Genomic DNA, 23,899 nt, shown 5'->3' with positions numbered 1-23,899 from the left:
CGGAACGTCCGGACCGCCGGGTCCTTCGAGGTCAGGTTGCGGAAAGGATCAGGGCGTCGCCTTGATCTCGTTCCACAGATCCGAACGCTTGAGCGGATCCTCGACATTGTTGAGCCAGACCAGCTTGTCATTGCCGCCGGCGCTGCTCGACTCGACCACCGTGTTGCCGAAGCCGGTGCGCTCGGAAAGCTCGCCGCTGACCTTTTTCGTCAGCATGAAGTCGATCCACTTCTCGGCCGCCGCATTATCGCGGACGCCCTTGGAGATGACCCAGTTGTCGAGCCAGGCCAGCGCGCCTTCGCTTGGATTGACGTAGGCGACATGGGCGCCGATCTTCTGCAGCGCCTTGACCTGCTGCTGGCCGTAATTGGCCCAGATCAGGGCGACGTCATTGTTCTGGTAGATCTGCTGCGCCTCGTCGGCGGTGGTGTAGAAGCTCAGCACGTTGCGCTTGAGCTCGACCAGCTTGGCCTTGACCGCCGCCATCTGCTCGGCGTCGAGGTTGAACGGATCCTTGTAGCCCAGCGTCAGCGCGGTGAACGAGAAATTGTGCTCGCCATTGTCATAGGCCAGGATCTTGCCCTTGTAGGCCGGATCCCATAGCACGGACATCGAGGTTGGCGCCGGCTTGACCTTGTCGGTGTCGTAGATCAGGCCGATGGAGTCGAAGCAGAACGGAATGCCGTAGACCTTGCCGTCCTTGGTGTCGCCGCTGACCTGCGACAGATCGCGGAAGCGCGGCAGCACCTCCTTCTGGTTGGGCAGTTTGGTGATGTCGATCGGCGACACCAGATCGGCCTTGATGTAGCGCTGCAGCTGGGCGGTGTTGACGGCGAAGACGTCGAAGTCCTGCCCTTCGCTGCCCTTGATCTTGGCCCAGATCTCATCGTCGCTGCCGATGAAGACGACATCGACACCGATGCCGGTGGCGGCGGTGAAATCCTTCACCCAGTCCGGATCGGCGTAGCCGTCCCAGGCCAGCACGCGCAGGTTCGCGGCCAGCGCCGCCGATGTCATCAGGCCGATGCCGAGCCCGATGGTCGCTAATCTCAGAAACGCTTTCTTCAGTCCCATTTTCAATCTCCCATTGTCGTTCTGGTGGACCGTAATTTTCGGGCCTGCGCCGTCACAGCGGGGTGACGGTGACCAGTCCCTCGTCCGGCACCGAGACCATCCGGTTGCGCAATGGCTTGCCGAATGTCTTTGCCTGGATTTCATACTCGTCGCCGGAAGCCGTCTTGACGCCGGAGGCGTAGCTCATCACCGCCGCGCCGAAGAAATAGGCATGCAAATCGCCCGCCCTGCGGTGCATCGGGTAGCGGAAATGGAAATGTTCGAGATTGGCGATCGAGTGCGACATGTGCGTCTCGCCCGACAGAAACTCCTGTTCCCAGACCACGGCGCCGTCGCGCAGGATGCGGGAATGGCCGCGCACTTCTTCGGGCAACTCGCCGACCAGAAGCTCCGGCCCGATCGAGCAGGAGCGCAGCTTGGAATGGGCGAGATAGAGATAGTTTTCGCCTTCCGTCACATGGTCGGAATATTCGTTGCCGAGCGCGTAGCCGATGCGGTAAGGGCGGCCATCCGGCCCATTGAGGTAAAGCCCGACGATCTCGGCTTCCTCGGCGCCGGCACGTGCGAAGGCCGGCATGGGCAGATCGGCACCAGGCGGCACGACGCAGGTGCCGACACCCTTGAAGAACCATTCCGGTTGGATTCCGATCTTGCCGACGCCGGGCTTGCCGCCTTCCAGGCCCATCTTGAAGATCTTCAGCGAATCCGATTCTTCGGCGTCCTCGCCATGTGTCAGCAAGTGCATCTGGTTGCGCGCAGCGGCACTTCCGGTGTGCGTTAGGCCGGTGCCGGTGACCAGGAAGCGCGCCGGCTCCGGATGGTCGACAGGGGCCAGCACGCGGCCATCGCGCAACAGCGCGTCATAGTCGACTGACGCGGTGCCCGTCCGCTTCTCGACCAGTGATGCGATGGACACGCCCTCGGCGATTGCCGCTTCGGCAAGCTCCAGCACGCTGCCGGTCTTGTCGAGCGGATGCAGGTGATTGCCGTCATCGGAGACGCGGCCGACCCGCCTGCTGCCATCCGGCATTCTGTACTGAACAAGACGCATGACTAACCTTCTTCCCTTTTGGTACGGTTCGGGTCACACCCAGCCCGCATCGACGATGAACTGCTGGCTCGTGCACATCAGGCTGTCGTCGGCGGCGAGGAACAGCGCCATGCGTGCGATATCGGAGGGCTGCAGCCGGTCGGGCAGGCATTGCCTTTCGGCGATCTGGCGCTCGCCGGCCGGGTTCAGCCACAGCCGCATCTGGCGCTCAGTCATCACCCAACCCGGCACCATGCAGTTGACGCGGATGCGCTCGGGGCCGAGTTCGCGGGCCAGAGCCCGCGTCATGCCGTAGACAGCGGCTTTCGCCGTGACATAGGCCGGGCAATCGGGATCGCCGACCATCCAGGTGATGGAGCCGAAATTGATGATCGAGCCGCCGCCCAGCGAGCCCATCTGCGGGCGCACCGCCTGCGCTGCAAAGAACTGGTGGCGCAGATTGACCGCCATGCGGTCGTCCCAGTATGCGACCGTCACGTCCTTGGTCTGATGACGGTCATCATTGCCGGCATTGTTGCACAGCACCTGGATTGCACCGTTGTGCAGCATGGCCTGGACAGTTGCTGCCTGCAGCTCCTCGACATTGCGCAGGTCGCAAGGAATGAACAGCGGCGCACGATGTCCCTCGGCCGCAATCGCATCGACCAGACGCTTCGAGGGTTCTTCTGCCAGATCGACGAAGGCGACGCGGCTGCCCTGCGCGCAGAAATGGCGCACCAGGCTTTCACCGATGCCGCTGCCGCCACCGGTGATGAACACGCTGCGGCCCTTGAGGCTGGGATAGGTCGCGTAGCTGCCGATCTCATCCGTCATTGCGCGCCTCTAATGGGAATGCCGGGGAATGCCGGCATCGCGCCGGCCGACGAGAAAGTCGAAATCGCAGCCCTTGTCGGCCTGCAGCACGCGCTCGACATAGAGGCTCTGGTAGCCACCCTCGGGCGGCGCCGGCGGCTGCCAGTCGCGGCGGCGGATCGCCAGTTCTTCGTCCGATACCAGCAACTCCAGGCGGCGGCCAGCGACGTCGAGTTCAATGAGATCGCCGTCGCGCACCAGCGCCAGCGTGCCACCTGCAGCAGCCTCCGGCGCGACATGCAGCACCACCGTGCCGTAGGCCGTGCCGCTCATGCGCGCGTCCGAGATGCGCACCATGTCGGAGACACCCTGCTTGAGCAGCTTGGCCGGCAGCGGCATGTTGCCGACCTCGGCCATCCCTGGATAGCCGCGCGGTCCGCAATTCTTCAGCACCATCACCGAGGAGGCGTCGATATCGAGCTCCGGATCGTCGATGCGGGCGTAGTAATGCTCGATGTTTTCGAACACGACCGCCTTGCCGCGATGCTGCATCAGCTCGGGCGTTGCCGCCGACGGCTTGATGACCGCCCCGTTGGGCGCCAGATTGCCACGCAGGATCGAGATGCCGCCTTGCTCGGTCAACGGCGCGCTCATCGGCCGGATGACCTCGCTGTTGTAGTTGGGCGCGCCGTCGATCAGTTCCCCGATGGTCTTGTCGCTGACGGTCATGACGTCGCGATGAAGAAGCCCCACTTCATCAAGCGACGCCATGACCGCAGCTAGCCCCCCGGCGTAGTAGAAATCTTCCATCAGGAATCGGCCCGACGGCATCAGGTCGACAATGGTCGGCACGTCGCGGCCAAGGCGGTCCCAATCCTCGAGGCTGAGATCGACGCCGATCCGATTGGCGATGGCGATCAGATGCAGCACCGCGTTGGTCGAGCCACCGATCGCCCCGTTGACGCGAATGGCGTTCTCAAACGCCTCTCTGGTGAGAATGTCCGAAATTTTCACATCCCTGCGGACCAGCTCGACGATCTGGCGTCCGGCCATCTGGGCCAGCACGCCACGGCGCGAATCCACGGCCGGGATCGCGGCATTGTCGGGCATGCCGATGCCGAGCGCTTCCACCATGCTGGCCATGGTCGAGGCCGTCCCCATCGTCATGCAACTGCCGGCCGACCGGCTCTGGCCCTGTTCGGCCGCGAGGAAGTCGGCGACCGGCATGCGGCCGGCCTTCACCTCTTCGGCGAATTTCCAGACATGGGTGCCCGAGCCGATATCCTGGCCGCGGAACTTGCCGTTGAGCATCGGTCCGCCGGAGACGGTGATGGTCGGCAGATTGCACGAGGCAGCCCCCATCAGCAGCGCCGGTGTGGTCTTGTCGCAGCCGACCAGGAGGATAACGCCGTCGATCGGATTGCCGCGAATGGATTCCTCGACATCCATGCTGACCAGGTTGCGAAACAGCATGGCTGTCGGGCGCATGTTGCTTTCGCCCAGAGACATCACCGGGAACTCCAGCGGCAGGCCACCGGCTTCATAGACGCCGCGCTTGACGTGATCGGCCAAGGCGCGGAGATGCGCATTGCACGGCGTCAGCTCCGACCAGGTGTTGCAGATGCCGATCACCGGGCGGCCGTCGAAGGCGTCGGCCGGAATGCCCTGGTTCTTCATCCAGCTGCGGTGCATGAAGGCGTTCTTGCCTTCACCGCCGAACCAGGCTTCGGACCGCAGTTTGCGTCTGGTCTCGGTCACGATGTCTGTTCCCGATCCTGGCGGCGCTTGTTGCGGTTATCGACGCTGCGGCGCACGTCGTCTTCGGCATTGTCGATGAGCACCAGCAGCGCCTTTTGCGCGCCGGCGGCATCACCGGCGGCGATCTTCTCGGCCACTTCGCGATGCAACGGCAAGGAGTGGCGCTGCCCGCCCGGATTGTCGTTGGAGAGGCGAAAGCTCATCACCAATGCGGTCTCGACCAGCGCCGCCAGCGAGCCGATCAGCTCGTTGCCGGTCATGCGCAGGATGGTTTGGTGGAACACCAAATCGGGCTTGGCGAAACGGTCGCCGTCATCGCTCAGCGCTTCCATTTCAGCGAGTGCGACATGGATCTCGGCGATCTGTGCCGGCGTCGCGCGCTGGGCGGCAAGTGCTGCCGACATCGGCTCGATGGCGCGGCGCAGTTCGAACAGCGCCCGGACATCGTCGGCGCTGACGCCTCCGGCATAGCGCCATGACAGCACGTCCGGATCGAGGAAATTCCAGTCGGAGCGCGGACGCACCCGTGTGCCGGTCTTCGGCCGCGATTCGACCAGCCCCTTGCCGGCCAGCACCTTGATCGCCTCGCGCAGCACCGTGCGGCTGACCCCCAGCATCTCGCTGGAATCGTCGGCATTGGGCAGTGCCTCACCGGGCAGGAAGTCGCCCTGCACGATGCGCAAACCGATCTGCTCGACGACGGTTGCGTGCAGCGCGGTCGAGCCGCTGGAAACCGCCACCGCAACTCTTGATGTGCGCGCCGTGCTGAAAGATTTCTTATTCTTCATACTATTCATATGATATGTCTTATAACCATGGCGATTGGAGTCAAGGGATAGGGGAGCGCCGATGACAAAGAATTCCGCTGCCGTTGCCGCGCAGCACACGGAGCTAGTTTCGATCAGCGACGGCATCGCGACGGTCGAGCTTGCTCCGGCCACCGGCGGCGCCTTGGCGTCCTATCGCTGGTGGCACAATGGCTCTGCCGTGGATTGGCTACGGCCAGCCGATCTGGCTGCGGTCGGCCGTCGCGATGCCGGCGCCATGGCCTGCTTCCCGCTCGTTCCCTATTCCAACCGCATAAGGGGCGGCCGGTTCGAATTCGCCGGTCGCACCATCCAGCTTCCCACGACTGGCGACGACCCTCATCACGAGCATGGCCATGGCTGGCGTCGGCCTTGGGCGGTCGTGAGGCACGAAGCTGGCACGATCGTCCTGCGCTATCGCCACGCCGCCGATTCCTGGCCATGGAGCTATGAAGCCCAGCAGGAGATATCGCTGGCCAACGGCGGGCTTTGCATCACTGTTTCGGTGCGCAACCTGTCGGACGCACCGATGCCGATTGGCTTCGGTCTCCATCCCTATTTTCCGTCGACGCTGTGGACACATGTCCAGGCGCCGGTGTCAGGCATGTGGGAGACGGATACGGAGGTCCTGCCCACCCGCCATGTCCTGCCGCCGGCGGGCGTCGATCCGTCCATCGGCTTTGACGTATCGGAAGTGGACTTCGACACGGTCTTCACCGGTTGGGCGCGCCGCGCCCGGATCACTTGGCCGGAGCAGGGGCGGCAGCTGGACATCGAGGCCGAAGCGCCGCTCGATTTCCTCGTCCTCTATACGCCGCCAGGCGAGCCGTTCTTTTGCGCCGAGCCGGTCAGCAACATCACCGATGCCTTCAACCGGACGGGCGAGGACATCAACACCGGCTGCATCGTACTGGCGCCCGGGCAGATGCGATCCGCCAGCGTTCGCTTCACGCCGTCATTGGCTGTTTGACCTTCGTTATCGGTTGCCCGAAGCGGGATCAGAACGGGTAGTGCTGGCCCGGATCCTCGATCGTCACCCAGCGCAGATCGGTGAATTCGGCGATCGAGGCCTTGCCGCCGAAGCGGCCATAGCCCGAGCCCTTGACGCCGCCGAACGGCATTTGCGCTTCGTCGCCGACGGTCGGGCCGTTGATATGGCAGATGCCGGCCTCGATACGGGCGGCGACTGCCATCGCCCGCTTGATGTCACGGCTGAACACGGCTGACGACAGGCCATACTCGGTGTCGTTGGCAACACGCACGGCTTCGTCCTCGCCCTTCACCCGGATCACCGGCTTGACCGGCCCGAAGGATTCTTCCGAATAGACGCGCATGGCCGGCGTGACGTGGTCGAGCAGCGTCGCCTCAACGACGGTACCGGTGCGCTTGCCGCCGGCCACCAACTTGGCGCCCTTGGCGACAGCGTCGGCGACGAGTTCTTCCATCTTGTCCGCGGCCTGGCTGCTGATCAGCGAGCCCAGCACGACATGGCCGCGCGGGTCGCCCGCTGGTAGTTGCGAGGCGCGGGCGGCCAGCTTGGAAACGAACTCGTCGGCGATCTTGTCGTCGACAATCAGCCGCTCGGTCGACATGCAGATCTGGCCCTGATGCATGAAGGCGCCGAAGGTCGCGGCGTTGACCGCGGCGTCGATGTCGGCGTCGTCCAGCACCAGCAGCGGCGCTTTGCCACCGAGTTCGAGCAGCGCCGGCTTCAGGTGCCGGCCAGCGAGTTCGGCGATGATCCTGCCGACCTTGGTCGAGCCGGTGAAGTTGACGCGCTTGACCGAGGGGTGCGCAACCAGCGCCTCGACGATTGCAGCGGCATCCCTAGGGTCATTGGTGACGACATTGATGACGCCCTTGGGCAGCCCCGCCTCGACCAGGACTTGGCCGATCAGCCGTTGCGTGCCTGGGCACATTTCGGAGGCCTTCAGCACCACTGTGTTGCCGCAGGCGATCGGCATGGCGATGGCGCGGGTGCCGAGAATGACCGGCGCGTTCCACGGCGCGATGCCGAGGCAGACACCGGCCGGCTGGCGGATGGCCATCGCCAGCGTGCCCGGCTTGTCSGASGGGATGATYTCSCCCGAGATCTGCGTCGTCATSGCGGCTGCYTCACGCAGCATGTTGGCSGCCAGCATGACATTGAAACCGGCCCAGGGACCTGTGGCACCGGTTTCTTCCATCATCAGCTTGGTGAATTCGCCGACCTTCGAGGCCATCACGTCAGCTGCCTTGGACAGCAGAGCCCGGCGCTCGCCAGGCCCGGTCTTCGACCATGCTGGAAAGGCGGCCGCTGCGGCTTCGACGGCGGCGTTGGCGTCGGCAACACTGGCCGCGGCGGCGCGCGTTGCCAGTTTGCCGGTGAACGGGTCCATGCGCTCGTAGGAGGCCGAACCGGACGCATCCCTTTTGTCGCCGTCGATCAGAAGTCCGATATCCATGACTGTCTCCCTCGCTCCATCGGAGCGTCCTCATTGGTTAGAAGCCGAACATCTCGGCATTGATCGATGCTTCGAGGCCACCGTCAACCGGCACGTTGGCGCCGTTGATCCAGCGCGCGCCGTCTGAGCACAGGAACAGCACGACCGGCGCGATGTCGCCTGACGTGCCGGCGCGTCCGACCCTGGCAATGTCGCTGTCGACGCGGGCATCGCCAAGCACGGTGCGGAACTGTTTCAGGATCGGCGTCTCGACCGGACCGGGGCTCACCGCATTGACGCGGATGCCACGGCGTTTGAACAGGTCCTGATGCGCCGCGCGGAAGGTCCATAGCAGCAGCAACTCCTTGGAGACGGGATAGCCTTCCTCATTCCGGACCGCATGCGTGCAGACCACGTCGGCGACATCGGGAAAGCCYTCGATGSCGACCATSGARGCGGCGCGGTTGAGATTGGCGCGCCAGCCRWAGCCGGCGATCGAGGCGACGTTGAYGATAGCACCGCCTTCGCGAAGTCTTGGCACGAGGCCTTCCGAGAGTGCCCTGAGGCCGAAGAAATTGACGGCCAGCGTCGCCGCCGCGCCCGTGTTGCCCGAAAGCCCGGCGACATTGCAGAGCGCGTCGATGCGCTGCGGCAGGCTAGCTATGAGGTCRTCGACGCCGGCCTTCGACGAGATGTCGGCCTTGACGAAACTGCCCACCGTTGCAGCTGGTTCACGCACATCGACACCGATCACATCGGCGCCGAGCTGGCCGGCGAGCTCCGCCGTGCGGGCGCCGATGCCGGAGGCGACACCGGTGATGAGGATCGTCTTGCCGAAAAGCATGGTCATGCCTTCTCCTGATGCTGTGGGGTTCGCTCCGGCGAGGGCGTGATGCCGTCATCGGCCGGCGCATTTCCAGGAAGCCTGACGCGGTAGCCCACCGGCAGCAGGCGCAGGCCAAAGCGCTCCTCGATCGTCCCCCACAGGCCGCGCGGCAGGAAGAGCGAGAACAGTACGGCCGTGGCGCCAAGGCCGACCAGGTACCAGACGCCTGTGCCGCCGAACCACGTCTCGATAAGGAAGAACACCAGCGCGCCCAAAATGGCGCCCTCGAACGTGCCGATGCCGCCGACCAGCACCATGAAGATCATGTAGGCGGTCCACTGCACGTTGAAGTAGGTCTTCGGCTGGAAGGTAATGGAGGTCGCCAGCCACAGCGCGCCGGCAATGCCGATGCCGAAGGCGGCAAGCACGAACAGCAGCCGCTTGGTGCCGGTGACACGCACGCCGACCGAGGCGGCGGCGTCCTCATTGTCGCGGATGGCGCGGATTGCCGCACCGGTGCTGCCGCGCAGCACGCCGAACAGGATGGCGAGCAGCGCCGTCATGGAGGCCAGCGCCAGCCAATAGATCGTCGCCCGCCTGGTGCCGGCGTCGTAGACGTTGAGCGAGATCAGCGACGTGCCGGTTTCGCCCTGCACCAGCCGGTCGAGATTGACGAGCAGATGCGTCAGCGCCGCGATCACCCACATGCCGATGGCGAACTCGCCATTCCTCAGCCTCAGCATGAACAGCGACAGCGGCCAGGAGATCGCGCCGACGACAACAGCCGAAACGAAAAGCGAGGCGAAAGGGTTGAGCCCGGCATTGGCCAACCGGATRGCGAAATAGGCGCCGAGCCCGAAGAACACCTGCTGGCCGACCGAGACCAGGCCGCCGAAGCCGGCGAGAGCGTTCCACATCGCCGCCAGGATCACGTAGATGAACAGCGCGGTCATGCGGTCGACCGCGCCGGCCGACAGGAACTGCGGTGCGATCGCAAGCAGTGCGATGATGACGGCGACCGCAATCGTCGCGATCCGCGATGCCGCCGTGCCGCGTTCGATAACCGGCGAGGTCGAGACAGCGCTCATGACGCGCTCCGGGACGGCAGGCGCAGCAGGCCGCGCAGGCCAAGGCCTGATGTCGAAAGCCGCACGAACAGCACGACAAGGAAGACGGCATGGCCGCCGATCAGAAAGCCCTGCGGATGCACTTGCGCGCCAAGTGTCTGCGCAAGCGCCAGCACGATGCCGCCGATCAGCGTTCCCCACAGCGAACCGGCGCCGCCGATGACCGCGGCCTCGAAGGCGAACAGCAATTGCGGTGCGCCGGCATAGGGATCGAAGGTGGCGCGCATGCCGAGGAAGGCGCCGGCAAGGCCGACGGTGACCATGGCGATGGCAGCGGCGATAGCGTTGGCGCGGCGTGCGTCGACGCCGACCAGTCCGGCTGTGTCAGGGTCTTCCGACGTGGCGCGGATCGAGCGGCCGAGCCTGGTGCGGGTGAGGAACAGCTGCAGCCCGCCAAGCAGGATCACGGCGGTGGCAAACATGATCACGGCGAGCTTGCCGACATAGATGCTGCCCGGCCATTCCCAGGAATCATAGGACAGGCTGCCGATATAGGGCGCCAGCGAACGCGTATCGGCGCCGAACTGCTCGAACAGCATGTTGTCGATGACGATGGCCAGCCCAAACGTGGTTAGGATCGGCAGCAGCGCCCCGCCGCGCGCGCTGCGGTCGAGCAGGAAGCGCTGCAACGCCCAGCCGATCGCCGCCATCAGAGGCAGCACGATAAGCAGGCCGAGGAACGGCGAGATATGGAACCGCGAGGCGAGCCACCACAGCGCAAAGGCAGCGAACACGGCCAGGCTGCCATGGGCGAGGTTGATGATGCGCATCACCGAAAACATGAAGGACAGGCCGCAGGCGATCAGCGCGTAGTAGCCGCCAAGCAGAATGCCCTGGATGATCTGGTTGCTCATGCCGGAACGCTCCCGGAGCTTTTCCGGTGCAGGCCGAAATAGGCCTTTGTCACATCGTCACGCGAAACCGTCTTGCTCGGGCCTTCCAGCGCGACGCGCCCTTCGAGCATGCAGATGACCCTGTCGGATACTGAGAGTGCGCGGTTGAGGTCCTGTTCGACGAGGATGATCGTCGTTCCGGAAGCGATCAATCCCTGAAGGGCTGCATAGACGCGGTCGACGATCAGCGGCGACAGGCCAAGCGAAACCTCGTCGAGCAGCAGCACGTCGGGATTGCTCATCAGCGCCCGGCCGATCGCCGTCGCCTGTTGCTCGCCGCCTGAAAGATGGCCAGTCTTGGCATGACGGCGCGGCTTCAGATTGGGGAACATTTCGAGCACTCTGTCGACGCTCCAATCGCCCGCCCGGCCGGCGGTCTTGCCGAGCAGTAGGTTTTCTTCCACCGTCATCTGCACGAACAGCTTTCGCCCTTCCGGCACCAGCGCGATGCCCATGCCGACGCGCCTGTGCGACGGCACATCGGTCATATCAGCGCCGTTCAACAGCACGCGGCCGGCCGCCGGCTGGTGCGCGCCGGCGATTGCTCTGAGCAGCGTCGTCTTGCCGGCGCCATTGGCGCCGACCAGCGCCAGCGTCTCGCTGCGTTCGATGGCGAAGCTCACGCCGCGCACCGCCTGAAACAGGCCATGCCGGACAACCAGGTTCTCGACCGACAGCAGGCTCATTTCGGGCCTCCGCCGAGATAGGCGCGCACGACCTCGGGATCGGTCATCACGGCTTGCGGCTCGCCGTCGGCGATGATTTTTCCCGCATCCATGCAGATCAGCCGTTCGGCCACCTGCAGCAGGATGTGGACGATGTGCTCGATCCAGACGATGCCGATCTTGCGCCGGCGCAATTCCTTGATCGTGTCGACAAGCTCACTGGCTTCGCCGTCGGTCAGCCCGCCGCCGATCTCGTCCAGCAGCAGCAGCGTTGGTCGCGCGGCAAGCGCCCGTGCCAGTTCCAGCCGCTTGCGGTCGAGCAGGCCGAGCGTCTCGGCGCGCCGGTTGGCAACGCCCAGCATGCCGCACAGTTTCAGCGAGCCGAGCGCCTCCTCATAGGCCTCGTCACGGCCAAGTCCGGCGCCATGCGAGGCGGCAACGAAGACATTTTCGAAGGTGGTCATGCCACTGAACGGTTTGGGCACCTGATGCGTGCGCACCAGCCCGAGCCGGCAGCGCTGCGTCGCCGGCAGCGCCGTCACTTCATCGCCTTTGAAGCGGACCGTACCCGAGCTCGGCGGAAAGGCGCCCGAAAGCACGCTGAGCAGCGTCGTCTTGCCGGCACCGTTCGGGCCGACAATGCCGACTGCATCGTCGGCACCCATCGCAAAGTCGACGGCATCCAGCACCACAAGCGCGCCGAAGCGCTTGTGGATGCGGGCGGCAGTGAGAACAGCCTGTTGTTGCGGATGGGTCACCAGGCGATCCTCGTCAGCGGTCCATCAGCCGTTGTAAGGCAGAAGCTTGGCTTCGACGGGCACCTTCGGATCGGTGGCGTTCTCAGTCACCACATAATCGAGCGGGAATTTGCTGCCTTCCTTGGCCGCGACCCACTGCGTGCCGATGATCGGACCGGGCGACACATTGGCCACCGGGCCGCTGGTGAAATCGACCTTGCCGATCATGGTCTCGGTCTTCAGCGTGCTCAGCGCCTTGGCCACCGCCGCCTTGTCCTTGGCGTCGGTGCTGGCCTTCAGCGCTTCGAAGCCGGCGTCGAGCAGCGACATCGAGGCGCCGAGCTGCTGCGTCCACTGCTTGCCGCTCGCCGCCTCATAGCCGTCGGCCAGCTCGGTGCCCGAAACGCCGGTCAGCGGCGACTTGTAGGGGAAGGCCTTGTGCCAATAGGCGGCGCTCGAAATCTTCATGCCGAGATCGCCAAGCGCCTCGATGTCCGATGGGAACAGCCCGGTCTTGGCGACCTGGCAGATCTTGATCTGCTTGATCAATCCTTGCTGCGCCGCCTGGCGCCAGAACGCGGCGAAGTCCGGCGGGATCGGGAAGGAGTTGAAGATCTCGACGCCTTCCTGCTTGAACAGCGCGATCTGCGAGGAATAGTCGGTGGTTCCGGTCTCGTAGGCGCCCGGATCGACGATCGTAAAACCTTGCTTGGCCAGCAGCGGCGCCAGATTGGCGCGGATGGCGTTGCCGTCGGCGTCGTTGGGATACATGACGCCGACCTTCTTGTTGGTCTCGATCAGGTTCCACTGCGAGATGTAGGTCTTGAAGAACTCGCCGACGCCGAAGCCGAAATGATAGGTCCATTTGAACGGCGAGGGCGCGCCGGGCTTGGCGCCACGGCCGAAATACCAGGCCTCCCACGGCATGACCGTCGAAAGGCAGGGCACGCCGGCGGCCTCGCAGGCGTCGGCCACCGGATTGATCACCTCCGGCGTCGACACCGCCAGCATCAGGTCGATGGCCTGGTTGTTGATCAGGTCCTTGGCGAGCTGGCCCGCGCGCGACGGATCCGATTGCGTGTCCTGGTCGAGGATTTCGACGCTGTATTTCTTGCCGCCGATCTCAAGACCGCCGGCCAGCGCCTTGCGSGCCAGATCGAGCACATAGCCGTCGGTCTGGCCGAARCCGGCCAGCGGCCCGGTGCGCGGACTGACGAAGCCGACCTTGAGCGTGTCGCCTGCCTGGGCGAAGGCCTTGCGGCCGCCAAGCGTGAGCGCCGCGCCGCCGGCAATCGAGGTGGCGACGAACTGGCGCCGCGAAATGCCGCGAATGCTGGATTTGCTGCCGATAGAATAGGTCATGCGTTCCTCCCTCTGTGCTCCTCCATCGGCACAGTGCACCAGCGTTTTGGTTCGGTAAAATGATATTTTGCGGTGTTTCATTAACCCCAGGGTTAGGAGAGTCCCGACCAAGACGGAACCCGGTCCGAACAGTCCGACGCCTCATTTGACCGGTCTGGCCGCCTCGCGAATGGTCTGCAGCAGGATGGTGAAAGCCGGCGAGGGGGCAGTATCGGTGCGCATCGTCAGGCCGACCGGTCCCTTGGTTTCGTCGGTGTCGACCGGCAAGGCGACAAAGGCGCCGCTGGCGATCTCGTTGGCTACCACGCCGGCCGAAATGATCCAAACCGCATTGCTCTGCCGCATGAAAGAGCGGCCAAACGAATCCGAGACCGTCTCGATCTCGGTGGCCGGCGCGGTCATGCCGTTGGTGATGAACAGGCGATCGACAAAGGGACGGATGACGGATTCCCGGGTCGGCATCAGCACCGGGAATTCGTCGAGCCTGGCGAAGATGTCAGCCTCCGGCTCCAACAGCGGATGTCCGGCCCGCACCACGAACAGCACCTGTTCGGAATAGAGGTGCTCGAAGAAGAAGCCGGTCATGTTTTCGGGCGCGGCCAGCCGTCCGACGACGAGATCGAGCGCGCCGGTGCGCAATTGTTCGAGCAGCACGGCGTTCTCGCCGGTGACGATCTTGATCGCGGCGCCGGTGTTTTCCCCGAGGAACAGGCTCATGGCCMGCGGCATSACYYKSGCCGACACTGTCGGCAGCGCGCCRATGCGGATCGGATGGCGATTGACGGCGCCATCCTGGCGAACGGAATCGACGCCGCGCTTCAAGGCCGTAATCGCCGAGCCGGCATGGCCAAGGAAGATTTCGCCGAGCCTTGTGACCCGGATGCCGCGCCCGTCACGTTCGACAACGGCGACACCGAGCGCCTCTTCCAGTTCACGCAACGTCTTGGTCACCGCCGGCGCGCTGACATGCAGGAAGTCGGCGGCGCGGGCCACGCTGCCCTGCCGCGCGACTTCCAGGAAAGCCTGTAGGTGACGGAAGCGGATGCGGCTCTCGGACATGGATTTGATAACCCCTGAGTTAATGAAACGGCGCAAAATATCATTTTACCGAACCAAATGCCTTGTGCAATGTGGGGGTGGAGGATCGAAATCGTGCCATTCGTCACCATCGGCGGCATCACGCTGCATCATCGCCACGTCAAGGCGGCCGGCAATGCGCCCCCGATCATATTCATCAATTCGCTGGGCACCGACTTCCGCATCTGGGACGAGATCGTCGCCGCACTGGATGGCGAAATGCCCTTGCTGGTCTATGACAAGCGCGGCCACGGGCTGTCCGACATCGGTGATATCAGGTCGATCGACGATCATGTCGACGATCTCTCGGCGCTCATCGATCATTTCGGGTTGGAGAAGGTGGTGCTGTGCGGCCTGTCGGTCGGCGGCATGGTCGCGCAAGGGCTCTATGCCAGGCGGCCGGAGATCGTCGAGGCCATGATCCTGTGCGACACGGCCCACAAGATCGGCACGACGGACAGCTGGAACACCCGCATCGCAACCGTCAAAAGCAAGGGCATCCAGGCCATTGCCGACGGCGTGTTCAAAGTGTGGTTCACCCCCGCCTTCCACGCGAACCGGGTGGCCGAGTTGGACGGCTACTGGAACATGATGACCCGGCAAGCTGTCGCCGGTTATCTCGGCACTTGCGCGGCAGTTCGCGACGCGGATTTTACCGAAGCCGCGCGCCACATCGCCGTACCGACGCTTTGCATCGCCGGAGACCAGGACGGCTCAACACCGCCCGATCTCGTCCGGTCGCTGGCTGCTCTGATTCCCGGCGCGCGTTTCGAGATCATCCGCGACGCCGGACACATTCCTTGCGTCGAACAACCCAAGGCACTGGTCGCGCTGATCCGCGATTTTGTCGCTTCGCTTGCCTCTGGAGCAGAAACCCATGGATGAAGTCCCCGCCAACGCAGCCAGATATCGCACCGGCCTCGCGGTGCGGCGGTCAGTGCTCGGCGACCGCCATGTCGACCGGGCCGAGGTCACCGCCACCGATTTCGACCAGCCTTTCCAGGAGCTGATCACCGAGGCCGCCTGGGGAACGGTGTGGGCGCGGCCGGGTCTCAGCAAGCGCGAGCGCTCGATCGTCACGCTGGCGCTGCTCGCCGCACTCGGCCATGATGAGGAGGTCGCCMTGCATGTGCGCGCCACCGCCAACACCGGYGCSWCGCGCGASGATATTTGCGAAGCGTTCCTGCATGTSGCCATCTATGCCGGCGTGCCGGCCGCCAACCGTGCCTTCAGAATAGCCAAGGACGTGTTCTCGGAAATGGACGGAGCCGACAATGCCAGCTGAGTCCGGCTCGAACCGGAGGCCCGAGACCGGTGCCTTCTTCCAGCGCGACCGGACATGGCACCCGCCGGCGCTGACGCCGGGCTACAAGAGTTCGGTGCTGCGCTCGCCGCAGAAGGCGCTTTTGTCCTTCGACAACACGCTGTCGGAAATAGCCGGACCGGTCTTCGGCCACGCCATGCTCGGTGAACTCGACGCCGACCTCATCCACAATTTCGCTAGGCCGGGCGAGAGCGCCATCGGCGAGCGCATCATCGTCCATGGCCGCGTGTTCGATGAGCGCGGCGTTGGCGTTCCCGGCGTGCTCATCGAATTCTGGCAGGCCAATGCCGGTGGCCGCTACCGCCACAAGAAGGATGGCTATCTSGCGSCRCTCGAYCCGAATTTCGGCGGCTGCGGCCGCACCATATCAGGCGACGATGGTGGCTACGCCTTCCGCACCGTCAAACCCGGTCCCTATCCCTGGCCGAACGGGCCCAATGACTGGCGCCCGGCCCACATCCATTTCTCGGTCTTCGGCCATGGCTTTGCCCAGCGCCTGATCACCCAGATGTATTTCGAGGGTGATCCGCTGATCTGGAAATGCCCGATCGTGCGCGGCATCGCTGACAAGGCGGCCATCGAGGCCCTGACGGCCATTCTCGACACGCAGGCGACGATCCCGATGGACGCGCTCGCCTACAGGTTCGACATCGTGCTGCGCGGCCGCCGTTCGTCGCTGTTCGAAAACCGGCTGGAGGGCAATTGATGGCGCAATCGCTCGACCGGCTCAGGGAAAGCCCCTCGCAGACCGCGGGACCCTACGTCCATATCGGGCTGACACCGAATTTCTGCGGCATTAGCGGCGTCTATGCGACCGATCTCGGCGCGACCATGGTCAACGACAAGACCAAGGGCGAGCGCGTCGGTCTCAAGATCCGGGTGCTGGACGGCACCGGCACGCCGCTCAAGGACGCGTTGATCGAGATCTGGCAGGCGGACGCCGACGGGCTTTACAATTCCCCGGCCGAATTGCGCGGCGCCGCCGATCCGAACTTTTTCGGCTGGGGCCGTTGCCCGACCGATATGGAAACAGGCGTCTGCGCCTTCGAGACGATCAAGCCGGGTCGCGTGCCGTTCAGGGATGGTCGCCTGATGGCGCCGCACATCACGCTCTGGATCGTCGCGCGCGGCATCAATCTCGGCCTGCACACGCGGCTCTATTTTTCCGATGAGGAAAAGGCCAATGCCGGGGATCCGATCCTGRCGCGCATCGAGCAYCGYRYYCGCGTGCCGACGCTGATCGCCGRGCGYCAGGGCRACACCTACGTCTTCGACGTCCAYCTCCAGGGSGASAAGGARACGGTCTTCTTCGACAGCTGATGGTCAGGAGGAGCAGGACATGACCGTATCGCCCTTCGACCATCCATTGCTGTCAGCTCTCCTCGGTGACGAGGAAGCATCGAGGCATTTTTCCGTCGACGCGGAAATCGAGGCGGCGCTGGCGTTCGAGAGCGCGCTGGCGGAAGCGGAGGCCGAAAACGGGATCATCGCCAGGGATGCCGCGGCGGCGATCGTGGCGGCGCTTGGTACCTTCCGCCCGGACACCGCCTTGCTCAGGGCAGGCATCGCCAAGGACGGCGTCATGATGCCGGAATTGGTGCGCCAGATCAGGGCTGCGGTCGGCGAACCGCATGGCGACAAGGTGCATTTCGGTGCGACCAGCCAGGACGTCATCGACACGAGCCTGGTGCTCCGGCTGAAATCCGTCGCCGAGCATCTCGGCCTGCTGCTGACCGAGACCATCATACGGCTCACCTCGCTGGAAGAACGCTTCGGGGGCAGGGCGCTGACCGGAATGACCCGCATGCAGCCAGCAATTCCGATCAAGGTGGCGGATCGCGTGAACGCCTGGCGGGCGCCGCTGCAACGGCATCAGGAAAGACTGTCGAAGCAGTCCAGACGTCTGCTGGTGGTGCAGTTCGGCGGTGCCGCCGGCACGCTGGAAAAGCTTGGCGACAAGGGGCAGGCCGTGCGAGCGACCCTCGCGGCAAAACTCGATCTTGGCGACGCGCCGCAATGGCATAGCCAGCGCGACGCGCTCGCCGACTTCGCCGGCTGGCTGTCGCTGGTGAGTGGCAGCCTCGGCAAGTTCGGCCAGGACATTGCACTGATGGCGCAGGGTGGAACCGACATAGAACTGTCCGGGGGTGGCGGTTCGTCAGCCATGCCGCACAAGCAGAACCCGGTGAAGGCCGARGCGCTGCTGGCGCTCGCCCGYTTCAACGCCACSCAGCTKTCCGGCATGCATCAGGCKCTSGTGCATGARCAGGAGCGSTCGGGYGCSGCCTGGACGCTSGAATGGCTGCTGCTGCCGCAGATGGTCGTCGCCACCGCCGCGTCGCTGCGCCTCGCCGCCGAACTGACCGCGCAGATCGAAAGCCTCGGCCACTGATGCGCACCCAGGTCGCCATAATCGGGTCCGGACCCTCCGGCCTGCTGCTTGGGCAGCTTCTGGCTGGCATCGGCGTCGAGACCGTCATTCTGGAGCGCTCGAGCCGCGACCACGTGCTCGGCCGCGTGCGGGCAGGGGTGCTCGAACAAGGCACGGTCGAATTGCTGGAGGAGGCTGGTGCTGCCGCAAGGCTGCATGCCGAAGGTTTGCCGCATTCCGGCATTTCGCTGGCTTTCGACGGGCGCCTGCATCGCATCGATCTCGCGGCGCTCACCGGCGGCAAGCACGTCACCGTCTACGGCCAGACCGAAGTGACGCATGATTTGATGGACAAGCGCGAGGCGGCCGGCCTCGTCACCGTCTACGAGGCCGCCAATGTTGCGCTGCAGGATTTCGACGGCGAAGCGCCTTTCGTCACCTACGACAAGGACGGCGTCAGCCATCGCATCGATTGCGACTTCATCGCCGGCTGCGATGGCTATCATGGCGTCAGCCGCAAATCGGTGCCGGAGCGCGCGCTGAAAACCTTCGAGTGGCAGTATCCGTTCGGCTGGCTCGGCGTGCTGGCCGAGGTGCCGCCGGCCGATCACGAACTGGTCTACGCCAATCACGAGCGGGGTTTTGCGTTGTGCTCGATGCGCTCGACGCACCGCAGCCGCTACTATGTTCAGTGCCCGCAGGACGATCGCGTCGAGGCATGGTCCGACGATCGCTTCTGGGACGAGTTGCGCCGCCGCTTGCCCGAACAGACGGCCGCAAGCGTCACCACCGGGCCGTCCTTCGAAAAGTCGATCGCGCCTTTGCGCTCCTTCGTTGCCGAGCCGATGCGCTTCGGCCGGCTGTTCCTGGTTGGCGACGCCGCCCACATCGTGCCGCCGACCGGCGCCAAGGGCCTCAACCTCGCCGCCAGCGATGTGCGCTATCTCTTCGCCGGTTTGCGCGATTACTACCGCGACAAATCCATGGTTGGCATCGACGCCTATTCAGCCAAGGCATTGGCGCGCGTCTGGAAGGCGGTGCGCTTCTCCTGGTGGATGACGACCATGCTGCACCGTTTTCCCGACACCGGCGACTTCGGCCAGCGCATCCAGGAAGCAGAACTGGACTACCTCGTGCAGTCGCAGGCCGCATCGACCGCGCTCGCCGAGAACTATGTTGGGTTGCCCTATTGAGGGCAGCTATCCCTTGATCGCCGAGCCGACGATGGGATCGACGAAGAAGCGCTGCAGGAAGACGAACAGGATAAGCGGCGGCAGCACGCTGAGCGTGTCCGTGCAGGCTCGAAGCCCAGGTTTTCATTTTCAGAACGCCAACAAATAATTTGACGCGCGAAACTCTTTTGCGTTGTAGTGGAAACGCGAAAATTTGACGGAAAAAATTCGTCAAGCAATGCTGCCTCACGACAACGGCCGCAAGACTGATTCTGGCCGGACCGGAAAGTTGGCGGGCGCGGGCAAAGGAATATCGATGGCGGAGAAGACCCACCGCACGATGGATGATTTCGCCAGGGCGTCCGGCGTTTCGCGGCCGACCCTGTCGAAATATTTCGACGATCCGGCCAGCGTGAAGCCGGCGACGCGGGCGCGTATCGAGGCGGCGCTGCGCTCCTCGGATTATCAGCCCAACGTTTTCGCGCGCAATCTCAACCGCAAACGCACCCGCAATGTCGGCATCGTCGTGCCGACGATTGCCGATCCGTTCTATGCCGAGATGGTCAGCCGCATCGAACTGCGCTGCCGCGACGAGGGGTTCTGGCCGATCGTCATCTCCTCGCACGGTTCGCCGAAGCTGGAGGCGGAATCGGTCAGGACGCTGATGTCGCTGAAGGTCGCCGGCGCCATCGTAGCGCCGCTGGGGTCGGTCTCCGAACCCGGCGTCTTCGAGCGGATGAGCGAAGAGATTCCGATCGTCTATTTCGACACCTATATCGAGGGCGACACGCCTTTCGTCGGCAACGACAACCACCAGAGCACGTCGACAATCGTCGACTATCTCTGCCGGTCGGGCGAGCCGCCGGTCTATGTCGACATTCCGCACGTCAATCACAATTCAGGCGAGCGCCTGCAGAGCTATATCGAGACGATGCGAGCCGCCGGCCTGGAGCCTGTCGTTCTCGAGGCGGCGGGCGGCTACAACTGGGACTTCGAGCGCATCGGCCATGAATGGATGGAGCGGACGCTCGAGAAAGGCGGCTTGCCGGCGCGCACGCTGCTGTGCGCCAACGACCGTCTCGCCTTCGGCGTCATGGCGGCGGCTTTTTCGCGCGGGCTGAAGATCGGCCGCCGGGCCGATTGCGACTTCCGTGTCGCGGCCCACGACGACCATCCGCTGAGCCGCTACACCTGTCCGGCGCTGACCACCATGGCGCAGGATTTCGCCGCCATGGCCGGCCGCAGCGTCGAGATGCTGCTGGCCTTGCTCGACGAGGCCGATCCGCCTGGCCAGGGCCTGGCGCGCAACGTCAAGCTCGGTGCGACGCTGGTGATGCGTCAGTCGGCCTGAGCGGGCGTCTGCAATTTGAGCCAGGCAGCCGCCTCGCTCACCGCCGGTCGCGCAGCCGGTATATGGCGGCCCATCGAGACGAAGCCGTGGATCTGACCCGGCCAGTGCCGCAGGACCGTTGGCACGCCTTCGGCGCGCAGGCGTTCGGCATAGGCCATGCCTTCGTCGGCAAGGATGTCGTGACCGGCGATCACGACAAATGTCGGTGCGGCGCCGGCGAGGCTTGACGCCAGCAGCGGCGAGACGCGCCAATCCGTGATGTCGTCTGGTGTTCGCACATAGTGATCGCGGAACCACGCCATGGTCGCGGCGGTGAGCCCGAAGCCGTCGCCGAAGCGCCGATAGCTGTCCGCGGTCTGGCGGGCATCGGTGTTGGGATAGATCAGGATCTGGGCGGCAAGCGGCGGCGCCAGCCCGTCACGGGCAAGCAAAGCCAGAACGGCGGCAAGGTTGCCGCCGGCGCTGTCGCCGCCAACGCAGATGCGGGCCGGGTCGATGCCCAGTTCCCCGGCGTTTTCCGCCATGAAGCGCAACGCTGCCGCGCAGTCTTCGAGCCCATCCGGAAATTTGTGCTCCGGCGCCAGCCGGTAATCGACGCAGACCACGACGGTGTTGCCCAGATTGGCCAGCCAGCGGCAGATCTCGTCATGCGAGGAGAGATTGCCGATGACCCAGCCGCCACCATGCAGATAGAGCACGGCGCGTGCCCCGGTCCGTGGCGCGCCGATGCCGCGATGGATGCGGATCGTGAGCGGGCCGTTCGGCCCGTCGATCTCTTGCTGCGAGGTCACTGCCACCGGCTCGTGCTCGCCCTGCTGTGTCGGGAACCACGCGTTATGGGCGGCCCGGGCCGCCGCTACGCTGCCGTTTTCGAACGGCTCGCCACCGCCCGCACGGCCGATTTCGAGGATGCGCAAAGCATCAGGGTCGAGCGTCATTACCATCTCCGCCGTCACTGCGCCTAGGCGAGCAGGCTGCTTGCTTCGTCCTCGGTCAGCAGCGCCGGCTGGACGACATCGCCGGCAATGGCGACCGAGCTCTTCGTTTCGCCCGAATTCAGGATCGCCTCCATGATCTCCAGCACATGCAGCGCCAGATTGCCGGACGCGCGCGGTGTTGCACCCGTCTTCAGTGAGCGCACCAGATCGGCGACGCCGAGCATGCGATAATTGGCGCGGTCAGGTGCCGCGTAAGGCCAGTTGCGGGCGCCGTAGAGTTCGCCTTCGCTGGCGAAATCCTTCCAGTCCGCGCCGCGTTCGGACAGCGACACCGTGCCGCCGAACGTGTCGGGATCGGGCAGGCGCAACGAGCCTTCGGTGCCGTGCAGTTCGATCGGATGGTTGGAATGCTTGAAGACATCCCACGAGGCGCCGAAGGTGACGGTGGCGCCCGAGCGGAATTCGAGCAGCGACAGCACATTGGTCGGCGTGCCGACCTTGAAGGTCGTGTTCTTGAACGGCCCTTCGGCAGTGATCCGCCTTTCCTCCTGGCCCTTGGTCGCCATTGCCATCACCCGCGCGACAGGGCCGAGCAGATTGACCAGCATGGTCAGGTAGTAAGGACCCATGTCGAACACCGGGCCGCCGCCCGGCTGGTAGTAGAATTGCGGGTTGGGGTGCCAGTGCTCCATGCCGCGCCCCATCATGAAGGCGGTGCCGGTGACCGGGCGGCCAATGGCGCCATCGTCCATCAGGCGGCGCGCCCGGCGTCCGGCGGCGCCAAGGAACGTATCCGGCGCCGAGCCGAGCAGCACGCCGCGCTTGGCGGCCTCGGCTACCAGGCGACGCCCGTCGCTGGCGGACGTTGCCAGCGGCTTTTCGGTGAAGACGTGTTTTCCCGCCGAAAGCGCGGAAAACGAAATGTCGAAATGCGCCGCGGGAATGGTCAGGTTGAGGACGAGATCGATCTCGGGGTCGGCCAGCAGCGCATCGACGCCGAGCGCCCGGATGCCATATTCCTTGGCCCGCAGCGCCGCCATGTCGGCCGAAATATCGGCGCATGCGCGCAACTCTATGCCCCCGAAGAGGGCGGCATTGCGCAAATAGGTCATCGAGATGTTGCCGCATCCGATGACACCGATTCCGAGCTTCGCCGTTGATTTTCCCTGCATTTTTGGCCGTACCTCCCAACTTCGTCATGCTCTGCTGGATCCGCTGCGCCGGCAACGGATCATTCTGGGAACGCGCTATACAACATTTTAAATCTTGACGCGCGTAAAATTTTTATAGAACATGCGAAAATGCTGGCGCGATATCGGGAGGCTGCCAGCCCTTGGGAGGAGAAAATGACCGACATGAAAAAACGGCCGACTGCCGATGCGAATCCCGTGGGTCATGCGTGCATTGGATATTCCCGTGGCAGCCAGGGACCGMGACGGGKTCAGGCATAGATCACCTTGGCSCCSGTCYTMTCRAGCTSKCTGCGTATYGGRCCGGRCAGGCCATCGTCGGTGATCACAACATCGACGCTCGACAGCGAAAAAGCCTTGGAGGTCCCGCTGACGCCCCACTTGCTCGAATCCGCGAGCAGGACAACGCGCCGGGCCATGCGCAAGAGGTTTCGCTTCGTTCGCGCCATGTCTTCGTTCACGTCGACCACATCCAGTGACGAGTCAATCGCATGCGCTCCAACAAAGACCTGATGCGCCACCAAGCCGCCGAGAGCCGTGTCGGCATCGGTGATCAGCGTGCTCACCGTGTCTGGATAGACCCGGCCACCGATCATGTGAACGTCGAGGCCTGGCCGATGCATCAGATGCTGCACGATATTCATCGCCGTGGCCGCGACCACGACATTGCTGAGCGGCGGTAACAGCATGGCAACCTGCATCAATGTCGAGCCGCCGTCGAAGATGACCGATTGGTTGTCCTCGAACAGGTCTACCGCTGCCCGGGCGATGCGTTTCTTTGCATCGAGGTTCGTTTGCATCCGCCGGGCGAACGCGGCCGTGGTCGAATCCGTGGTCCGGGTCACCGCCCCGCCACGGGTCTTGGTCAGCAGTCCCTTGCGATCCAGTATCTCGAGGTCGGAGCGCACCGTGACTTCCGACACGCCAAAATCGTCTGACAGGTCCTTGATGCGAACCTGTCC

The 23,899-nt window shown here is 64.5% G+C and carries 24 protein-coding genes; 8 read left to right on the top strand and 16 right to left on the bottom strand.

Annotated elements, in window-relative coordinates; translation table 11 throughout:
• Positions 1-48 precede the first annotated feature (48 nt).
• Genes AC1DX0_RS01345 through AC1DX0_RS01325 form a run of 5 tightly spaced genes read right to left on the bottom strand, consistent with a single transcriptional unit; the run spans position 49 to position 5,415 of the window.
• The gene (locus tag AC1DX0_RS01345; RefSeq protein ID WP_477220977.1) at positions 49-1,074 is read right to left on the bottom strand and encodes an ABC transporter substrate-binding protein; all 1,026 of its coding nucleotides are present in this window, start codon (positions 1,072-1,074) and stop codon (positions 49-51) included.
• Positions 1,075-1,126: 52 nt separating this feature from the next.
• The gene (gene araD1 / locus AC1DX0_RS01340) at positions 1,127-2,125 is read right to left on the bottom strand and encodes an AraD1 family protein (RefSeq protein WP_477220978.1); all 999 of its coding nucleotides are present in this window, start codon (positions 2,123-2,125) and stop codon (positions 1,127-1,129) included.
• 33 nt (positions 2,126-2,158) lie between these two features.
• Entirely contained in the window at positions 2,159-2,938 is a 780-nt protein-coding gene (locus AC1DX0_RS01335; RefSeq protein WP_477220979.1) for an SDR family NAD(P)-dependent oxidoreductase, read from the bottom strand.
• Positions 2,939-2,947: 9 nt separating this feature from the next.
• The gene (locus AC1DX0_RS01330) at positions 2,948-4,675 is read right to left on the bottom strand and encodes an IlvD/Edd family dehydratase (RefSeq protein ID WP_477220980.1); all 1,728 of its coding nucleotides are present in this window, start codon (positions 4,673-4,675) and stop codon (positions 2,948-2,950) included.
• Entirely contained in the window at positions 4,672-5,415 is a 744-nt protein-coding gene (locus AC1DX0_RS01325) for a FadR/GntR family transcriptional regulator (protein WP_477354058.1), read from the bottom strand. The genes AC1DX0_RS01330 and AC1DX0_RS01325 overlap by 4 nt, the downstream gene beginning before the upstream one ends.
• A 109-nt stretch (positions 5,416-5,524) precedes the next feature.
• Here AC1DX0_RS01325 and AC1DX0_RS01320 point away from each other — a divergent pair, with 109 nt between their 5' ends.
• Entirely contained in the window at positions 5,525-6,451 is a 927-nt protein-coding gene (locus AC1DX0_RS01320; RefSeq protein ID WP_477220982.1) for an aldose 1-epimerase, read from the top strand.
• Positions 6,452-6,479: 28 nt separating this feature from the next.
• On the opposite strand, the gene AC1DX0_RS01315 is transcribed toward AC1DX0_RS01320, so the two are convergent.
• The 8 genes from AC1DX0_RS01315 to pcaQ form a co-directional block, all read right to left on the bottom strand.
• Positions 6,480-7,925 carry an aldehyde dehydrogenase gene (locus tag AC1DX0_RS01315; RefSeq protein WP_477220983.1) on the bottom strand — a complete coding sequence of 482 codons (1,446 nt, stop codon included), beginning with the start codon at positions 7,923-7,925 and terminating at the stop codon, positions 6,480-6,482.
• A 37-nt stretch (positions 7,926-7,962) separates the two neighbouring features.
• Positions 7,963-8,748 (bottom strand): coniferyl-alcohol dehydrogenase, encoded by a 786-nt coding sequence (locus AC1DX0_RS01310; protein WP_477354091.1) that lies wholly within the window; start codon positions 8,746-8,748, stop codon positions 7,963-7,965.
• Positions 8,749-8,750: 2 nt separating this feature from the next.
• Complete coding sequence (locus AC1DX0_RS01305) at positions 8,751-9,818, bottom strand: branched-chain amino acid ABC transporter permease (protein ID WP_477220984.1); 1,068 nt, start codon at positions 9,816-9,818, stop codon at positions 8,751-8,753.
• The gene (locus AC1DX0_RS01300; RefSeq protein WP_477220985.1) at positions 9,815-10,711 is read right to left on the bottom strand and encodes a branched-chain amino acid ABC transporter permease; all 897 of its coding nucleotides are present in this window, start codon (positions 10,709-10,711) and stop codon (positions 9,815-9,817) included. Before AC1DX0_RS01300 ends, AC1DX0_RS01305 begins: the two co-directional genes overlap by 4 nt.
• On the bottom strand, positions 10,708-11,436 hold the full coding sequence (locus AC1DX0_RS01295; RefSeq protein ID WP_477220986.1) for an ABC transporter ATP-binding protein: 729 nt from the start codon (positions 11,434-11,436) through the stop codon (positions 10,708-10,710). The genes AC1DX0_RS01300 and AC1DX0_RS01295 overlap by 4 nt, the downstream gene beginning before the upstream one ends.
• The gene (locus AC1DX0_RS01290; protein ID WP_477221098.1) at positions 11,433-12,176 is read right to left on the bottom strand and encodes an ABC transporter ATP-binding protein; all 744 of its coding nucleotides are present in this window, start codon (positions 12,174-12,176) and stop codon (positions 11,433-11,435) included. Before AC1DX0_RS01290 ends, AC1DX0_RS01295 begins: the two co-directional genes overlap by 4 nt.
• 21 nt (positions 12,177-12,197) lie before the next feature.
• Positions 12,198-13,514 carry an ABC transporter substrate-binding protein gene (locus AC1DX0_RS01285; protein WP_477220987.1) on the bottom strand — a complete coding sequence of 439 codons (1,317 nt, stop codon included), beginning with the start codon at positions 13,512-13,514 and terminating at the stop codon, positions 12,198-12,200.
• A 141-nt stretch (positions 13,515-13,655) separates the two neighbouring features.
• Positions 13,656-14,573: a pca operon transcription factor PcaQ gene (gene pcaQ, locus AC1DX0_RS01280; RefSeq protein ID WP_477354055.1), complete on the bottom strand. Its 918-nt coding sequence runs from the start codon at positions 14,571-14,573 to the stop codon at positions 13,656-13,658.
• A 93-nt stretch (positions 14,574-14,666) separates the two neighbouring features.
• Between pcaQ and pcaD the strand changes: the two genes are divergently transcribed.
• From pcaD to AC1DX0_RS01245, 7 genes are all read left to right on the top strand, one after another.
• Positions 14,667-15,476 (top strand): 3-oxoadipate enol-lactonase, encoded by an 810-nt coding sequence (gene pcaD, locus AC1DX0_RS01275; protein WP_477220989.1) that lies wholly within the window; start codon positions 14,667-14,669, stop codon positions 15,474-15,476.
• Positions 15,469-15,876 carry a 4-carboxymuconolactone decarboxylase gene (gene pcaC, locus AC1DX0_RS01270; protein ID WP_477354052.1) on the top strand — a complete coding sequence of 136 codons (408 nt, stop codon included), beginning with the start codon at positions 15,469-15,471 and terminating at the stop codon, positions 15,874-15,876. Before pcaD ends, pcaC begins: the two co-directional genes overlap by 8 nt.
• Positions 15,866-16,621 (top strand): protocatechuate 3,4-dioxygenase subunit beta, encoded by a 756-nt coding sequence (pcaH, locus tag AC1DX0_RS01265; protein ID WP_477354049.1) that lies wholly within the window; start codon positions 15,866-15,868, stop codon positions 16,619-16,621. The genes pcaC and pcaH overlap by 11 nt, the downstream gene beginning before the upstream one ends.
• Complete coding sequence (gene pcaG, locus AC1DX0_RS01260) at positions 16,621-17,235, top strand: protocatechuate 3,4-dioxygenase subunit alpha (RefSeq protein WP_477354046.1); 615 nt, start codon at positions 16,621-16,623, stop codon at positions 17,233-17,235. The genes pcaH and pcaG overlap by 1 nt, the downstream gene beginning before the upstream one ends.
• Positions 17,236-17,254: 19 nt before the next feature.
• A complete protein-coding gene (locus AC1DX0_RS01255) occupies positions 17,255-18,307 on the top strand; it encodes a 3-carboxy-cis,cis-muconate cycloisomerase (RefSeq protein ID WP_477220993.1) in 1,053 nt (350 codons plus the stop codon).
• A complete protein-coding gene (gene pobA / locus AC1DX0_RS01250) occupies positions 18,307-19,479 on the top strand; it encodes a 4-hydroxybenzoate 3-monooxygenase (RefSeq protein ID WP_477220994.1) in 1,173 nt (390 codons plus the stop codon). Before AC1DX0_RS01255 ends, pobA begins: the two co-directional genes overlap by 1 nt.
• A 295-nt stretch (positions 19,480-19,774) precedes the next feature.
• Positions 19,775-20,809, top strand: coding sequence for a LacI family DNA-binding transcriptional regulator (locus tag AC1DX0_RS01245; RefSeq protein ID WP_477220995.1), 1,035 nt, complete (start codon positions 19,775-19,777; stop codon positions 20,807-20,809).
• Here AC1DX0_RS01245 and AC1DX0_RS01240 read toward each other — a convergent pair.
• The 3 genes from AC1DX0_RS01240 to AC1DX0_RS01230 form a co-directional block, all read right to left on the bottom strand.
• Complete coding sequence (locus AC1DX0_RS01240) at positions 20,797-21,747, bottom strand: alpha/beta hydrolase (protein ID WP_477220996.1); 951 nt, start codon at positions 21,745-21,747, stop codon at positions 20,797-20,799. The two genes, AC1DX0_RS01245 and AC1DX0_RS01240, sit on opposite strands and share 13 nt — an antisense overlap.
• Positions 21,748-21,770: 23 nt before the next feature.
• Positions 21,771-22,919, bottom strand: a complete 1,149-nt coding sequence (locus AC1DX0_RS01235; RefSeq protein WP_477220997.1) for a Gfo/Idh/MocA family protein — start codon at positions 22,917-22,919, stop codon at positions 21,771-21,773.
• 269 nt (positions 22,920-23,188) lie between these two features.
• A partial coding sequence (locus tag AC1DX0_RS01230; RefSeq protein WP_477354043.1) for a DeoR/GlpR family DNA-binding transcription regulator occupies positions 23,189-23,899 on the bottom strand: 711 nt, incomplete at its 5' end.

This window comes from Mesorhizobium sp. P3_A9, from assembly GCF_056402975.1.
This window is presented reverse-complemented; position numbering and strand designations above follow the sequence as displayed.

Bases quoted from the DNA above. Each gene is read 5' to 3' on its own strand.
- pobA (WP_477220994.1), top strand. From the start codon at position 18,307: ATGCGCACCCAGGTCGCCATAATCGGGTCCGGACCCTCCGGCCTGCTG.
- AC1DX0_RS01335 (WP_477220979.1), bottom strand. From the start codon at position 2,938: ATGACGGATGAGATCGGCAGCTACGCGACCTATCCCAGCCTCAAGGGC.
- AC1DX0_RS01345 (WP_477220977.1), bottom strand. From the start codon at position 1,074: ATGGGACTGAAGAAAGCGTTTCTGAGATTAGCGACCATCGGGCTCGGC.
- AC1DX0_RS01240 (WP_477220996.1), bottom strand. From the start codon at position 21,747: ATGACGCTCGACCCTGATGCTTTGCGCATCCTCGAAATCGGCCGTGCG.
- araD1 (WP_477220978.1), bottom strand. From the start codon at position 2,125: ATGCGTCTTGTTCAGTACAGAATGCCGGATGGCAGCAGGCGGGTCGGC.
- AC1DX0_RS01235 (WP_477220997.1), bottom strand. From the start codon at position 22,919: ATGCAGGGAAAATCAACGGCGAAGCTCGGAATCGGTGTCATCGGATGC.
- AC1DX0_RS01245 (WP_477220995.1), top strand. From the start codon at position 19,775: ATGGCGGAGAAGACCCACCGCACGATGGATGATTTCGCCAGGGCGTCC.
- AC1DX0_RS01300 (WP_477220985.1), bottom strand. From the start codon at position 10,711: ATGAGCAACCAGATCATCCAGGGCATTCTGCTTGGCGGCTACTACGCG.
- AC1DX0_RS01320 (WP_477220982.1), top strand. From the start codon at position 5,525: ATGACAAAGAATTCCGCTGCCGTTGCCGCGCAGCACACGGAGCTAGTT.
- AC1DX0_RS01295 (WP_477220986.1), bottom strand. From the start codon at position 11,436: ATGAGCCTGCTGTCGGTCGAGAACCTGGTTGTCCGGCATGGCCTGTTT.